The organism is Sphingomonas sp. SP1 (assembly GCF_058313395.1).
Genome location: NZ_JBZFLC010000001.1, coordinates 461522 through 476418, shown reverse-complemented (window position 1 = coordinate 476418; position 14897 = coordinate 461522). Strand labels below are relative to the sequence as shown.

General features: G+C 66.9%; 16 protein-coding genes. 9 read left to right on the top strand and 7 right to left on the bottom strand.

Annotated elements, in window-relative coordinates; translation table 11 throughout:
* Positions 1–24: 24 nt before the first annotated feature.
* Both ctaD and coxB read right to left on the bottom strand, forming a co-directional pair.
* Positions 25–1701: a cytochrome c oxidase subunit I gene (gene ctaD, locus AC4GYS_RS02505; protein ID WP_491107532.1), complete on the bottom strand. Its 1677-nt coding sequence runs from the start codon at positions 1699–1701 to the stop codon at positions 25–27.
* A 21-nt stretch (positions 1702–1722) separates the two neighbouring features.
* Positions 1723–2904, bottom strand: a complete 1182-nt coding sequence (gene coxB, locus AC4GYS_RS02500; protein ID WP_491107531.1) for a cytochrome c oxidase subunit II — start codon at positions 2902–2904, stop codon at positions 1723–1725.
* Between the two features lie 180 nt (positions 2905–3084).
* Between coxB and pyrE the strand changes: the two genes are divergently transcribed.
* Genes pyrE through lepB form a run of 4 tightly spaced genes read left to right on the top strand, consistent with a single transcriptional unit; the run spans position 3085 to position 5692 of the window.
* Positions 3085–3669 (top strand): orotate phosphoribosyltransferase, encoded by a 585-nt coding sequence (gene pyrE / locus AC4GYS_RS02495; protein WP_491107530.1) that lies wholly within the window; start codon positions 3085–3087, stop codon positions 3667–3669.
* Complete coding sequence (locus tag AC4GYS_RS02490) at positions 3666–4394, top strand: pyridoxine 5'-phosphate synthase (protein ID WP_491107529.1); 729 nt, start codon at positions 3666–3668, stop codon at positions 4392–4394. The genes pyrE and AC4GYS_RS02490 overlap by 4 nt, the downstream gene beginning before the upstream one ends.
* Complete coding sequence (acpS, locus tag AC4GYS_RS02485) at positions 4391–4798, top strand: holo-ACP synthase (protein ID WP_491107528.1); 408 nt, start codon at positions 4391–4393, stop codon at positions 4796–4798. Before AC4GYS_RS02490 ends, acpS begins: the two co-directional genes overlap by 4 nt.
* A gap of 15 nt (positions 4799–4813) precedes the next feature.
* Entirely contained in the window at positions 4814–5692 is an 879-nt protein-coding gene (lepB, locus tag AC4GYS_RS02480; RefSeq protein WP_491107527.1) for a signal peptidase I, read from the top strand.
* A gap of 275 nt (positions 5693–5967) precedes the next feature.
* Here lepB and AC4GYS_RS02475 read toward each other — a convergent pair whose 3' ends face one another.
* Entirely contained in the window at positions 5968–6504 is a 537-nt protein-coding gene (locus tag AC4GYS_RS02475; protein WP_491107526.1) for an FKBP-type peptidyl-prolyl cis-trans isomerase, read from the bottom strand.
* An 80-nt stretch (positions 6505–6584) separates the two neighbouring features.
* Positions 6585–6791: a 30S ribosomal protein S21 gene (gene rpsU, locus AC4GYS_RS02470; protein WP_029941857.1), complete on the bottom strand. Its 207-nt coding sequence runs from the start codon at positions 6789–6791 to the stop codon at positions 6585–6587.
* 298 nt (positions 6792–7089) lie between these two features.
* Between rpsU and AC4GYS_RS02465 the strand changes: the two genes are divergently transcribed.
* Complete coding sequence (locus tag AC4GYS_RS02465; protein WP_491107525.1) at positions 7090–7776, top strand: murein L,D-transpeptidase catalytic domain family protein; 687 nt, start codon at positions 7090–7092, stop codon at positions 7774–7776.
* A gap of 76 nt (positions 7777–7852) precedes the next feature.
* Here the strand turns inward: AC4GYS_RS02465 and AC4GYS_RS02460 are convergent, their stop codons facing one another.
* Entirely contained in the window at positions 7853–9142 is a 1290-nt protein-coding gene (locus AC4GYS_RS02460) for a L,D-transpeptidase family protein (protein WP_491107524.1), read from the bottom strand.
* 151 nt (positions 9143–9293) lie between these two features.
* Between AC4GYS_RS02460 and AC4GYS_RS02455 the strand changes: the two genes are divergently transcribed.
* Entirely contained in the window at positions 9294–9689 is a 396-nt protein-coding gene (locus AC4GYS_RS02455) for a PilZ domain-containing protein (protein ID WP_491107523.1), read from the top strand.
* On the opposite strand, the gene AC4GYS_RS02450 is transcribed toward AC4GYS_RS02455, so the two are convergent.
* A complete protein-coding gene (locus tag AC4GYS_RS02450; RefSeq protein ID WP_491107522.1) occupies positions 9686–10333 on the bottom strand; it encodes an arylesterase in 648 nt (215 codons plus the stop codon). The genes AC4GYS_RS02455 and AC4GYS_RS02450 overlap by 4 nt on opposite strands.
* Before the next feature lie 56 nt (positions 10334–10389).
* Here AC4GYS_RS02450 and AC4GYS_RS02445 point away from each other — a divergent pair, with 56 nt between their 5' ends.
* From AC4GYS_RS02445 to AC4GYS_RS02435, 3 genes are all read left to right on the top strand, one after another.
* Complete coding sequence (locus AC4GYS_RS02445; RefSeq protein WP_491107521.1) at positions 10390–11061, top strand: ABC transporter ATP-binding protein; 672 nt, start codon at positions 10390–10392, stop codon at positions 11059–11061.
* Positions 11061–13535 (top strand): ABC transporter permease, encoded by a 2475-nt coding sequence (locus tag AC4GYS_RS02440; protein WP_491107520.1) that lies wholly within the window; start codon positions 11061–11063, stop codon positions 13533–13535. Before AC4GYS_RS02445 ends, AC4GYS_RS02440 begins: the two co-directional genes overlap by 1 nt.
* Positions 13536–13607: 72 nt before the next feature.
* On the top strand, positions 13608–13871 hold the full coding sequence (locus AC4GYS_RS02435; protein WP_491107519.1) for a hypothetical protein: 264 nt from the start codon (positions 13608–13610) through the stop codon (positions 13869–13871).
* A gap of 111 nt (positions 13872–13982) precedes the next feature.
* On the opposite strand, the gene AC4GYS_RS02430 is transcribed toward AC4GYS_RS02435, so the two are convergent.
* Complete coding sequence (locus AC4GYS_RS02430) at positions 13983–14864, bottom strand: peptidylprolyl isomerase (protein ID WP_491107518.1); 882 nt, start codon at positions 14862–14864, stop codon at positions 13983–13985.
* Positions 14865–14897 lie beyond the last annotated feature (33 nt).

Sequence of the window (14897 nt, the reverse complement as noted above, 5' to 3'; positions counted from 1 at the left end):
CGGCCCTGATTGAGCGCGCCGGGCTCAATCAATCTTCGGCAGTGTCTCGAATTGGTGGTAGGGCGGCGGGCTTGGGAGGGTCCATTCCAGCGTCGTCGCGCCTTCGCCCCAGGGATTGTCCGGCGCCTTCTTGCCGGCCGCGAGCGACCAGAACAGGTTGACGAAGAAGACTCCCATTCCCGCAATGGTGATCATGTAACCGATGGTCGAGATGTTGTTCCAATATTGGAAGGCGTCCGGATAGTCCGGGTACCGCCGCGGCATGCCATCAAGACCAAGGAAGTGCTGCGGGAAGAAAATCACGTTCACGCCGATGAACATCACAAAGAAGTGAAGTTTGCCGAGGAACTCGTTGTACATCTTTCCCGACATCTTCGGGAACCAGTAATAGAAGCCCGCGAACAGGCCGAACACGGCACCAAGCGACAGCACATAGTGGAAGTGCGCCACCACATAATAAGTGTCGTGCATGTAGGTGTCGACGCCGCCGTTGGCGAGCACGACCCCGGTCACGCCGCCGACCGTGAACAGGAAGATGAAGCCGATCGCCCACAGCATCGGCGTTTCGAACGAAATGGACCCGCCCCACATGGTCGCGATCCAGCTGAAGATCTTCACGCCCGTCGGGACCGCGATGATCATGGTGGCCGCAGTGAAGTACATCTTCACATTCACGTCGAGGCCGACGGTGAACATGTGGTGGGCCCAGACGACGAACCCGACCACGCCGATCGCGACCATGGCGTAGGCCATGCCGAGGTAGCCGAACACCGGCTTCCGGCTGAACGTCGCGACGATCTGGCTGACGATTCCGAATGCGGGAAGGATCATGATGTAGACTTCGGGGTGACCGAAGAACCAGAACAGATGCTGGTAAAGCAGCGGATCGCCGCCGCCGCTGGCGTCGAAGAAGCTGGTGCCGAAGTTGCGGTCGGTCAGCAGCATGGTGATAGCGCCGGCCAGCACCGGCAGCGCGAGCAGCAGCAGGAAGGCGGTGACCAGCACCGACCATACGAACAGCGGCATCTTGTGCAGGGTCATTCCCGGCGCACGCATGTTGAAGATGGTGGTGATGAAGTTGATCGCGCCCAGGATCGAACTGGCGCCGGCAAGGTGGAGGGCGAAGATCGCCATGTCCACCGCCGGACCGGCCGAGCCACTGGTCGACAACGGGGCGTAGACGGTCCAGCCGGTGCCAGCACCGATGCCGGTCCCGCCCGGCACGAAGGCCGAGCCGAGGAGAAGGATGAAGGCGGGGACGATCAGCCAGAAGCTGACGTTGTTCATGCGCGGGAACGCCATGTCGGGGGCCCCGATCATGATCGGCACGAACCAGTTGGCGAAGCCGCCGATCAGCGCGGGCATGACCATGAAAAACACCATGATCAGGCCGTGGGCGGTAATCAGCACGTTCCAGTGATGCAGCGCTTCATCGAAGTTCGCGCTGCCCGCGCCGATCGGCCAACCCTGCGTCAGGATCTGGATGCCCGGCTGAGCGAGCTCGGCCCGCATGATGCCGGAGATCGCGCCGCCGATGATCCCCGCGATGATCGCGAAGATCAGGTAAAGCGTGCCGATATCCTTGTGGTTGGTGGACATGAACCAGCGGGCAAAGAAGCCCGGCTTGTGGTCCGCGTCGTGGCTGTGGGCATCATGGGCCTCGTGGGCCGTGAGCGGGAGAGTGTCTGCGGTGGTGGCCATGGTTCTGTTGCTCGTCCGCTCTTAATTCGTGTTGCTGCTGTCGGTGGCGCGATTGGCGACGCCGGCCTGCCCATTGCCTGCGACGGGCTGTGCCCCTTCGGCAGTGTTACCGACCGCTGCGGTCGGCGCGGGGCCGGCCGTGACGCTGGTGAGCGTGACCGTGGTTGCCGCCGTGCTGTCCGCTACGGGGGCGGGACGCGCACCCGGCATGGTGCCGCCCTTGGTCGAAACCCACTGTGCAAAGCGCTCGGGCGTCACAACCTCGACGCCGATCGGCATATAGGCGTGGCGGGCGCCGCATAGCTCGGAACATTGGCCGAAGTAGACGCCCGGACGGTCGACCTTGACCCAGGTCTCGTTGAGGATGCCGGGATTGGCGTCGATCTTGGTCCAGAACGCCGGCACGGCGAAGCTGTGGATGACGTCGTTGGACGTGACGATGAACTTCACCACGGCGCCGGCCGGGATCACCAGCCGCTCATCCACCGCCAGCAGGCGCGGGCCATCGCGGTCGGTGCGGGCACGGGCGCCGCCGGTGACCTCATTCGCTTCCTTCAGCATGTTGGAGACGATCTCGAACCCGCCGTTGTCCGGATACTGGTAGGTCCAGTACCACTGGTTGCCGATCACCTTGATCGTGAGGTCCGCGGGCGGCGGCGTGTACTGATGCCGAATGAGGCGGATCGAGGGGATTGCGATCGCCACCAGGACCAGCACTGGGACGAGGGTCCAGACGACCTCGACAAAGGTGTTGTGGCTGGTGCGCGACGGCGTCGGGTTCGCGCCGCGGCGGTAGCGCAGCATGGTGTAGGCGAGCAGGCCCAACACGAATAGGCTGATCGCGGCGCAAAGGAGCAGCAGCCAGTTGTTGTGGAACGCGGCACCCTCCTCGCCGATCGGCGTGAACTGCGGCTGGGTGCCCATCGCGCCGCGCGGCATGCCGACGCCCGGAGTCGGCGCGGCATGGTCAAAGGCCGGCGTAGCCGATGCTCCCGGCGATGCAGGCGCGACTGCACTGGCCTGCGGGGTTGGATCGGTCGCGGCGCCCGGCGCCGTAGTGTTGGGTTGCGCCTCCGCCGGAGCGGCGGTGGTCGCGGTGGTGCTGGCAGCGCTGCCCTGGGCCCCAACTTCCGGCGGAGTTTGGGCACTTAAAGGAGTGAGCCCGGCCGCGGCAAAGGCGATAACCCATCCGGAAAACTTCATTGCAACCCCAAAGACAGCGAACGGTGACGCGACAGGACGAAGGTGCCGCCTGCGACAAGTGGCGGCCTTGTAGCGGGGGACTGCCCCTCTCTCAAGCGCTTGTCTCCGCCTGATGCCTGAACGGTTGATGACCCTTTGTCCGGGTCCTATCAACATGGGCAAAAGGGCAGATGGGTTGCAATGACGAACGAAGAAGTCCTGGCGGAATTCCGCGCCGCGGGTGCGTTACTGGAAGGGCATTTCATCCTGTCCTCGGGCCTTCGAAGCTCGCGCTATCTCCAGTGTGCACGCGTACTGATGGACGGGAAAAGGGCCGAACGCCTGGCGCGGGCGCTGGCAGCCAGGCTGCCGGAGGACCTGCGCGGTGCGGTCGATCTGGTGATCTCGCCGGCGATGGGGGGCGTGATCATCGGCCATGAGATGGGACGGTCGCTGGGCAGGCCGGCGCTGTTCGTGGAGCGGCCGAGAGGAACGTTCGAACTGCGCCGCGGCTTCGCGATCGAGCCGGGCCAGAACGTCCTGCTGGTCGAAGACGTGGTAACCACCGGCCTGTCCTCACGCGAGGCGATCAAGGCAGTGGAAGCGGCCGGCGGCCGCGTTATCGGCGCGGCGGCGCTGGTTGATCGATCGAACGGCTCGGCCGAGTTCGGAGTGCCGTTCACCTCGCTGATCCGACTCGATGTGCCCACCTACCAGCCTGATTCGCTCCCGCCCGAACTCGCGGCCATGCCTGCGGTGAAGCCGGGAAGCCGGGCGGAGGCATGACGGACCAGCTGCGCCTTGGGGTCAACATCGATCATGTCGCCACCATCCGCAACGCGCGAGGCGGCGACTTTCCCGATCCGGTGCGGGCCGCGCACCTTGCTGAAGAGGCGGGAGCGGACGGGATCACGGCGCACCTGCGCGAGGATCGGCGGCACATCACCGATGGCGATATCGAGCGCTTGATGCGCGAGATCCGGTTGCCGCTGAACCTGGAGATGGCGGCAACCGACGAGATGCTTGCAATCGCGCTGCGACACCGGCCGCACGCGGCCTGCATCGTTCCCGAAAAGCGGGAGGAGCGCACCACGGAGGGTGGACTCGACGCCGAGCGGCAGTTCGACCTGCTGGCGCCGATGGTGGGGCGGCTGGTCGATGCCGGGGTGCGGGTCAGCCTGTTCATCGAGCCGGACCCGCGGCAGATCGAGGCGGCCATGCGGCTCGGCGCACCGGTCGTGGAACTGCACACCGGGCGGTATGCGCATTTGTCGGGCGAGGAACGGGCCGTGGAGCTGACGCGGCTGGCCGACGCGGCGGCGCTGGCCGCGAAAAACGGGATCGAGGTCCACGCAGGACATGGCCTGACCTACGACAATGTCGTGCCGGTCGCGGCCATCCCGCAGGTGCGGGAGCTGAACATCGGACATTTCCTGGTGGGTGAAGCCATCTTCACCGGGCTCGACGCAAGCGTCCGGCGGATGCGCGAACTGATGGATTCGGCGCGTTGATCGTCGGCCTGGGGTCGGACCTGTGCAATATCGAGCGGATCGAAAGGTCGCTCGATCGCTGGGGAGAGCGCTTCCTGCGGCGCGTCTTCACCGAGGTGGAGCAGGCCAAGGCCGCGCGGCGGCCGTTCACCGCGGCGGGCACGCTGGCCAAGCGCTTCGCGGCGAAGGAGGCCTTTTCCAAGGCGGTCGGCACCGGCTTCAAGCGCGGAGTGTTCATGAAGGATATCGGCGTCGTTAATCTTCCGTCCGGTAAGCCGACGCTCGCGCTGACCGGGGGCGCGCGGGCGAGGCTTGACGCGCTCACCCCTCCGGGCCACGCGATGGAGGTCCACCTGACCATGACCGACGATCATCCCTGGGCGCAGGCGTTCGTCATTCTGGAAGCCCGCACGCTGGAGAGCTGATTGCCTGACGACACGATGACCGCGGACCCGAATGCCGTGCCGCCGAAGGCCGAGCCGATCGCGACCACGAACCCGTCACCGAAGGAATCCGCGCTGTGGCGCGAGATCAAGGGGTTGTTCTGGGTCCTGCTGGCGGTGCTGCTGTTTCACAGCTTCGTTGCCAAGCCGTTCTACATTCCCAGCGAATCGATGATGCCGGCGCTGCTAAAAGGCGACCGGCTGGTGGTGAGCAAATATCCCTACGGTTGGTCGTGGGTCAGTCCGAGCTTTCACCTGGCCCCGCAAATGGAGGGTCGCCTGCTGGGCAGGATGCCGACGCCGGGTGACGTGGTGATCGTCACTCCACCGGGCGCGCGTGAGGACTATATCAAGCGCGTGGTCGCAGTGGCCGGCGACACGGTCGAGGTCGAGGATGGTCGCCTGATCATCAACGGCCAGCCGGTTGCTCGAGAAGTACGGCCGCCGGCAATGGTGCCGGTGGACGCCAATGCGCCCTGCGGGATCGAGTTTGCCGGGTTCCAGGTCCAGGCGGAGGACGGGAAGCGCTACTGCCGGCTGCCGATCGTGCGCGAAACGCTGCCCAACGGCGCGAGCTACGACACCATCGACCTCGGCAATAGCCCGGGGGACGACTACGGACCCGTCACGGTCCCGGCAAAGCACGTCTTCCTGATGGGCGACAATCGCGACCGCAGCGCGGATAGCCGCTTCGAGGCGGGCGAGCTGGAGCATGGCCTAGGCGGCCCGGTGCCGTGGGAAAATATCGGTGGCCGGGCCGAATTCATCACCTTCAGCCTGGACGGTTCCACCCAGCTGTTGAATCCGGTCAGCTGGTTCCAGGCCCTTCGCTCGGGCCGGGCCGGAGCAAGTCTGCGCCCGGAGGTCCGCGAATAACCTCCGCTTTTTTCCGGAAATCCTGGCGGTGGTCCGCGACCGGGCCGCAATCCTGGAATTGCCGCGCGATTGACGATCGGCGCAGGGGCTGACTGCAAGGCGGCTGAGTCCGCCAGGCTTCAGCGGCGGCACTCACCGAAGACGGACCAGCAAGACCGGTCAGTCAGTTCTTCGAAAACCGGGTCTTGATGGCGGCAAGCAATCGGCGAAGACATGCCTTCACGGGCCGATTGCGGCCCGCCGGTTGCGTCGGCGAGCTCGCGCCCGGCAAGGCCTTACTGGCCGGGCTGCCCCGGGACGGGCGGACCGTCGGCGCCTGGCGGCGGCATCTGGCTCATCATCTGCGCGGCGTTGGGAACCACCTGCACGACCTCGACATCGAATTCGAGATCCGCGTTCGGCGGAATCGGACCACCCGGCGGCGGGTTGGCGCCATAGGCCAGGGTCGAGGGAATGCGAATCTTGTAGCTGCCGCCCTTCTGCATCTTCTGCAGCGCTTCAGCAAAGCCGGGGATCACTTGACCGGCGATCATTGGGGCCGGGCCCTTGCCCTCGGTCGTGTCGAACACGGTGCCGTCCAGAAGGCGGCCCTCATATTCAATGACCACGCCGTCGTTGGCCGTTACCAGCGGCCCTTCACCGGCCTGCACCGTTCGGAACTGCAGCCCGCTGGCGGTGGTCTCACCGCGCAGGGCGCCGGCGCCGAACCAGGCCAGCAGGACGCCCGCGAGAACCAGGAGCAACAGACCGCCGAAGGTGCGAATGCGAGTCGCCCCGGCAACGGGACGGATCGGAACCTGGGTGACGCTCATCGGAGTTCCTCGAAGCGGACTGGCAGCTTGAAAGCAAAAGGCCGCCCGGTTTCGAGCGGCCCCTTGGATATGAAAGTGATTTAGCGGGCGCCTTCGCGCTCCGCCCGCTTGCGCTCCAGTTTGCGTGCGCGGCGGATGGCGGCCGCACGCTCACGAGCGCGCTTCTCGGACGGCTTTTCGTAGTGACGGCGAAGCTTCATCTCGCGATAGACGCCCTCGCGCTGCAGCTTCTTCTTGAGCGCGCGCAGCGCCTGGTCGACATTGTTGTCGCGAACGATGATTTGCATAAAAAGGCCGTCCAACTCCCATCCAAATTGCGTGCCGGTTCGCCGGCGGGCGGCACTGCGGACAACCGAATCGGCCATCGCTTCGCAAATGCCAATGAATATTGTTCGTCGCGAGTCAGACCCACGCCGGTGGTGCGCCCCTTAACAGCGGTCATCGTGGGTTTCAAGCTTCCGCGAGCCGGTCGACCTGCGACGAAAAGAACAGGAGTCAGGGCGGACCGCTCGTTACGGGCAATATCGTTATCGGCCATTAACCCTTTGACATGTATAAGACGTCTTTCCGTCAGGAGGGTCGTGAATGAGCGTGAATCGCCGGGAAATGCTGCGTTGGGGCACGATTGGAGCGGGGGCCGCGATGGTTTCCAGCGCCGCGACTCCTGCCGGTCTGCCGGCGGTCGTCTTCGCCGCGCCCACACCTCCGCCGGTTCCACCTGCTCCCGTGCCCGCGGCCCCGGCCACCCCGTTGGGGGTCAATCCGCAGCTGTTCGCCCGCGCCAAGGCTGCGCTGGACCAGCACAGCCGCCGCGGGGCCGCGCGCTACCGGGATAATCTTGGCATCGTGGATTTCAACATGGCCAGCCGTGAAGCGCGGTTCCACATCGTGGACCTGGCGAACGGTCGGACGGACAGCCACCTGGTCGCTCACGGCCGGGGTTCGGACCGTGCACATTCCGGCTGGCTGGAGCAGTTCTCGAACGACTTCGGCAGCCTCGCGACATCCAACGGCGCTTATTCGACCGCGGAATATTATCACGGCAAGTACGGGCTTTCGATGAAGCTGCATGGACTGGACTGGTCCAACAACAACGCGCTGGAACGCGCGATCGTGGTGCATCAGGCCTGGTATGCCGAGCCCGACATGATCGACATTCACGGCAAGCTTGGCCGCTCGGAGGGCTGCTTCGCCTTCTCGGCCAAGAGCCATTACGAAGTGATGCAGCGGCTGGGCGGCGGGCGCATGATCTTCGCTGACAAGATCGCCTGACGAAAACCGGTTTCGCGAGGGGGTGAAGGGCCGGTGCCGCGTTGCAGCGGTGCCGGCCCTTCCTGTTTCAAGGGGTTTAGCGGGCTGCGGTCTTGGCCGGCTTCGGCGCCAGCTTGTCGACTCCGTTTCGGTCGTTCAATGCCGACAGCACCCGCCCGTCACGGCCGTAGAGATCCTTGTACTGGACCAGCTTGCCATCGGTCAGTGCAGCGGTGCTGAAATAGACGATGTACACCGGCACCGGCTTCACGAAATTGGCCTGGACCGTTTTACCGCTGTCGAGGATTCCGTCGATCCGGGCACGGTCGTACTGCCCGCCGTCGTCGCTCAACAACTCGGTGGCTAGGTCGAGGATATTCTCGGTCCGGATACAGCCGTGACTGAGGAACCGCGCCTGACGATCGAACAACCCGCGATTATTGGTGTCGTGGAGGTAGATGGCTTCGGAGTTCGGCATCACGAACTTGATCTTGCCAAGCGCGTTGCCCGGACCCGGCGGCTGGCGCCAGCGCTGAACCTTTCCATCCTTGCCGCGCACGGCGACGTAGCCCCTCTTCCCACCGACTTCGCCGGCGAGGCTTTTGGGCACTTCCCACCAGGGATTGAGGATCACGCCCGTGGCATTGACCGACAGCTGGGGGGTCGGGGTCTTCACCGCCCCGGCAATCGCCCGATGCTTCCAGCGCGTGACGCTGTTTTCGACGAGGGTGGCGTGTTCCCCGGGGACGTTGACGATGATGTAGCGCGCGCCGAGGTCGCGGGGGAGCCAGCGCCAGCGGTCCATGTTGAGGCGGACCTTGCCGATCGCCGTCGCGTCGGCCGGATCGGCGAGGGACAGGGCGTTCTTGAGCGCGCCATATTGTGGATGCGTCGGCAGCAGGCCGTTCAGCGTGTCGGCGACGCGCATGGTGCCGACCGCTTGCATCAGCAACTGTCGGGGCCGGTCGCCGTCCATGTCCGGGTCCTTGACGAACCATTGATGCCGCGCCGAGCCGCGCACATGGCCAAGCGCCAGATCGCCCGCCAGCTTGTTGAAGCTGTCGGTCGCGGCGCGCGAAATGGTCATCGGGTCGCGGCCCCGCAGCGCCATGTCCAGCACCTCGGGATTATAATCGCGCGGGTCGAGCCCTTCGCGTCCGACCTGACGGATGTAGGCGAGCAGTTCCTGCGCGGCACCGACCTGCCACAAGGGCGGCGGAAGGTCGACCGGCGGGGTCGGAGTGGCCGGAGCGGCGGCCGTCGGGGGCACCGGTTGCGGCGCGGCAACCGGGGCGGACTGCGCCCAGGCCACGGCCGAAGATCCGACTGCGGCGGAGGCCAGCAGAGGCAGAAGGAAATCACGCGCTTTCATGGCACCCCAACCCATTGTTCAATCCGCAAGCGGGCACCTTTGACGCGCACCCGACCCGTCTTTCTTGGGTGAGGTCACCAATACACCGGATGAACCGCGCCCGCCAAGTGTCGGCAGAGCCACAGTGACGTGCGACGATGCCGCCGCTAATGGCATTGCCCGACTCATGACCAAGAACCGCCAGGAACCTTCACAGGAGCGAGACGCTAACGCCGCGAGCGCGCACGACGCGCGCGCGCCGGAGACGTATGGCGTGGAGATCGAAGCCCGCATTCAGGGCCAGGAGGAAGCCGGTGAGCGGCGGCGTGCCGAACGCGAACCGGTCGAGGTCGACGCCCGCCTGCGCGAGCTTGGCAGCGAAGGCTGCGAAGCACGGGTGCTGAACATCTCGTCGACCGGGTTCATGGCCGAGGCGGTCGAGGAGTTCGCCGTCGGCGCGCGGGTGTGGCTGATCCTGCCGGGCCGCGAGCGCGCCAATGCGGTCATCCGCTGGGCCGAGGGCAAGCGGATCGGCGCCGAGTTCGCGGAACCGATCGATACGGACGGGCTGCTCGGCCGCTAGGGGCGGGCGGGACGGGCCAACGCGCGCCGGACGCTCGGCAGGATGCCGGTGACGATCCGCTTCACCCCTTCGAAGTTCGGGTGCACCCCGTCCTGCAGCAGCAGCGCCCGGTTGAGCGCCACCCCCTGCAGGAAGAAGGGATAAAGCTCCGCGTCATATTTGCGCGCCATTCGCGGAAAGATGCTTTCGAAGTTGCGGCGATAATTCGGCGGCAGGTTGGGCGGTGCGAGCATCCCGCCGATGAGGACAGGAATGCCGCGCCGGTCCAGCTCGGCCACGATGGCGTCGAGGTTCTGTTCGGTCACCTTCGGGTCGACGCCGCGCAACATGTCGTTGGCGCCCAGTTCGACGATGGCGAGATCCGGGGTGCGCTCCAGCCGTTGCAGCGTCCAGCCGAGCCGGGCCCGGCCGCCGGAGGTGGTGTCACCGGACACTCCCGCGTCATGGACGGTGGCCTTGATGCCGTGGCGGCGCAGCGCTGCCTGCAGCTGAGGCGCGAAACCGAGGCCACGGCCAAGTCCGTAACCGGCAGTCAGGCTGTCGCCGAACGCCAGGATATAGGGCTCGGCCGCGCGGGGCTGTTGAGCGGCGGCGGGGATGGCGAGAGAGGCGGCAAGCGCGGCCGCGGCAGCTTTCAGGAACATATACCTTCATCTAGGCCGTTGCGGCGCGGCTTCAATCGCCCCATCTGCGCCTGAGCATGGCAGACCCCCTGATCGACCTTTCCGACATTCGCCTGACCCTTGGCACCGGCGCGGCCCGGACCGAGATCCTGCGCGGCATCGATTTTCAGCTGGCCGAGGGCGAGACCGTCGCCATCCTGGGCGCGTCCGGATCGGGCAAGAGCAGCCTGATGGCGGTGATCGCCGGGCTGGAGCGGGCGAGCGGCGGGTCGGCGAAGGTGCTCGGCCAGGATGTGAGCGCGCTGGGTGAGGACGATCTGGCCCGGCTGCGCGGCCGGAGCATCGGGGTCGTGTTGCAGGCGTTTCACCTGCTGCCGACCATGACCGCGTCCGAGAACGTCATGGTGCCGATGGAACTGGCCGGCGTCGATGATGTCCGGGGGCGGGCGGAAGCCGAGCTTGAGGCGGTCGGCCTGGGCGGGCGGCTGACCCATTATCCCGCGCAACTGTCGGGAGGCGAGCAGCAGCGCGTGGCGATCGCGCGGGCGACCGCATCCCGGCCGCGCCTGCTGCTGGCCGACGAGCCGACCGGCAATCTTGATGCAACAACCGGCGCAGGGATCATCGACCTGCTGTTCGAGCGGGTGGCGGCTTCGGGCGCGGGCCTTCTGGTCATTACCCATGATCCGGCGGTGGCCGAACGGGCGAGCCGGATCGTGCGCATCGCCGACGGACGGATCGCCGCCTGATGAATGGCTGGGCGCTCGCCCGAAGGGACCTGCGGGGTGGGGTCGGCGGACTGTGGCTGCTGCTGGTCTGCCTGGCGATCGCGGTTGGTGGCTTGGCGGCGGTAACGAGCGTCGCTTCGTCTATTCGCGCAACCATTGAAAACAATGGCCGCGAACTGCTGGGTGCCGACCTGCTGCTGAGCACGTCGCAGCGCGATGCGACGCCGGAAGAACGGGCGGCGATGACCGCGCTCGGGCCGGTGTCCGAAAGCACGACGCTGCGATCGAACATCGTCACGGCCGGCGGAAGCGCACTCGTCGAGCTGTCGGGCGTCGAAGCTGGCTGGCCACCCGCCGGCGCGGTCCGCTTTGCCGCGGGACGAATGCCCAATGCCGGGGAAGCGGCGGTGGGGCGCGAACTGGCCGACCGGTTCGGACTGCGGGTCGGATCGGGAGTACGGCTCGGCTTTGCGAACTTTCGGGTCAGCGGGGTGGTGACCGAGCTGCCGGCGGTCGGCGGTTTCGCGCTGGCGCCGCCGGTGCTGGTCAGCCGCGAGGGCCTGGCCCGCACCGGCCTGGTTCAGCCCGGCAGCCTTTACACCAGCAGCTATCGCCTGCTGCTTCCGGGAGGAGCAGACGCTAAAGCCACCGGGGAAGCGTTTCAGCAGCGCTTTCCCGACGGGGGCTGGCGGGCGCTGGAGAGCGACGATGCCGCGGGTGGGACGCGGCGCTTCGTCGATCGCGTCGGCCAGCTTCTGCTGCTGATCGCGCTTGGCGCGCTGGGGATCGGAAGCATCGGCATCGCAAGCGCCGCGGCCGCCTTCGCCGCGTCCCGCCAGCGGACCATCGCCGTCTTGAAGGTCCACGGGGCGTCGCGCCGCGACCTCGGTCTGATGCTGGGTTGGAGCGTCGCGCTGCTGGCCCTGATCGCGATCGTCATCGGCCTGGCGCTGGGCGCCGTTGCTCCGGCGCTGGTCGCGCGGGCGGCGGAAGGCCTGTTGCCGGTCCAGCCGGAGCGCGGGGTGCAGTGGGGAGCGTTGGCCCTGTCGGCCGTGTTCGGGGGGCTGGTGACAATAGCGGCCAGCTGGTCGCCGCTGGCGAAGGCGGTGGACGAACGACCGGCGGCCGTCCTGCGCGGGGACGTCGACGAGCGGCGCGGCGTGCGGTGGCGGAACCTGGCCGTTCCCGCGGTGGCCGGACTGGCGGCGGCGGCCTTGGCCCTGTGGAGTGCCGACGATCGCCGCCTGACCTTGTGGGCGTTCGGTGGAGCGATGGTGCTGGTAGTGGCCTTCGTGGCCCTGGGCTGGCTGGTTGCGCGGGTCGCACGTCTGGCCAGCGGGCGCGGTGGGCCGATCACCCGATTGGGCGTTGCTGCACTGCATCGGCCCGGGGCCGCGACGATTCGGTTGAGCGTCGCGTTGGGGCTTGGCCTTTCGCTGCTGGTCGCCTTGGCCGGGATCGGATCGAGCGTTTCTGCCGAATTGACTGGAACGTTGCCACGCAAGGCGCCCGCCCTGTTCATGCTCGACATCCCGGCGGCGGAGGAAGCGCGGTTACGGTCGCTTGCGGCACGCCACCTGCCGGACGCCGATTTGCGGTTGGTGCCATCGCTGCGGGGGCCGGTGACGGCGCTCAACGGCCAGCCGGTCAGCGCGATGCGGGCCATCCCCGAGGGCGCCTGGATTCTGCGCGGCGATCGCGGTCTGACCTTTGCGCGCGATCTGCCGGAGGGCAATCGGGTGGTGGCGGGCGAGTGGTGGCCGGCCGATTATCGCGGGCCACCGCTGATCTCGCTCGACCTCGAAGCGGCAGAAGCGCTGGGACTGAAGGTCGGCGACACCATGACGGTCGCGGTCCTGGGGGCGCCCATTGAAGCGCGGATCGCCAATTTGCGGAGCATCGACTGGCGCAGCTTCGGCTTCAATTTCGCGATCATCTTCGCGCCGGGAGCGCTGGAAGGCGCGCCCTACACGCTGATGGCGACGGCCGCGCCCGATCCGGGCCGGTCAACGCTGGCGCTGGAACGGGCGCTGTCGGCCGAATTGCCGATGGTCAGCGTGATCCGGGTGGCGGAAGTGGTGGAGCGGGTGAGCGCCATCCTGATCGCCATGAACGCGGCGATCACCCTGGCGACAGCAGTCGCGATCCTGATCGGGGTGGCGGTGCTGGCCGGCGCGGTGGCCGCGACCCGGGCCAAGCGGTCGCGCGAAAGCGTGCTGCTGAAACTGGTCGGAGCGACGCGGGGCCAGGTGCTGCGCGCGCAATTGATCGAGTTTCTGGCAATGTCCGGAGCAATCGCTGCGACGGCCTTCGCCCTGGGCACCGCGGCGGCCTGGGCGGCGACCACGCAATTGTTCGAGCTTGCGTTTCGACCCGACTGGCCGGCGCTGGTGGCGCTTCCGCTCGCGGGGATCGGCGTGGCGGTTGCGACCGCCTTACTGGCCGCCTGGCCGGCCCTTGCCGCACGCCCGGCGGCAGCCCTCAGGGCTGTCTGACGGCGGACATGGTTTCCAAATTGAACCGAATCGGCGGGTTGGTCGTTGTGCCCCTCCGAAAGGATTTTTGTGATGTCGAATTTCCCGAGCCTTGGCGATCTAGGTCTGAAGCACGACCCAGCCGGCCGCGGTTATCATGCGGTCTACCGGGAGCATGAAGTCAACCATTGCCCCGGCTGCGGCCGCACCCATTGGCTGATCGGGCGGGTTTCCGCCGAGTGTGCCTTCTGCGCCACGGCCCTGCCGCTGGCCGAAGCGAGCATGCGTCACCATAATCCGCCGGTGGTCATCCAGCACCGCAACCGGAATAATCAGGATCACGCCTGGGCGGCGTAACGAAACTCCCCTCCGGCAACCGACACAGGGCATAGGCGAGGACCGCGAGCAACGCGGTCGCGCGACCGCCGGCAGGGGAGACTAATTCCCCAAGGGGCGACGGCCGGAAGCTTAGCGCGCCGGTGTCCGACGAACGGGCACCGGCGCATTGCACAAGTCCACGCCGCCAGCCGGAACGCGATAGAAGTCGTCCTGCCGATTGGCCCGGGCGCGAAGATAGGCAGCAAAGCTGGGACTGGTTTCCATCAGGTACTGGAACGCTGGACGTTCCGCGGGCGAGAGCGCAGAGGCCAGGCGAACGGCGCGGATCCGCTTCGCCACCGTCCCTTCCTTGTAGAAGCCGAGCGCCTCGGTCCCGCGTGGCAGTGCGCTGAGGTGCTCGATGCCTTCGACAACCCGGCCGACGATGGCGATATTGCGATCAAGATGGCGCGGGCCGTGGCCGATGACGGCGTAAAGTTCGCCGCCCATTCCGGTGTCCGGATCGAGATCGCGACCGACCCCGACCGTCCCGTAGCAATGCGTGAGGCTGACCTGCCCGTTCCGATAGCGTGCCACCGGCCAGCCGCCGCTGTGGCCGGTGCCGGCGGCATAGGGGTCGGACCAGGGGAAGGGCCGGATCGCCAGGCCCCGCGGTGAGCGGGTGTATTCGGCCGGCGGCTTGCGCACGACGGCGGCGGGCAGCGGCTTCTTGTCGTCGTTGGTGCCCCATTGCGCGACATAATTGTCCTGCACCCGGTAGACCGAAGCGCCGTTCCAGTAATCGGCGCCGGCCAGCGCCCGGATATTCGCGACGTGGACCGGCGCGAAGGCCGGGGCGAGCTGGATGACGGTCCGGCCGCCTCCGTCATAGTCGATCAGCAGCAGGTCTTCGGCCGGGATCGTCCGCCAGGCCGAGGCCGGGGCCTGTGCGACGATCTCAGTGGGTGTGAGCGGCTTGGGCGGCGCGGCGGCGAGCAGCAGCAGGGCGGATACGGCGGCGGCAAGGCGCATGAAAACAATCCCCCGGATATACAGATGGTCCGC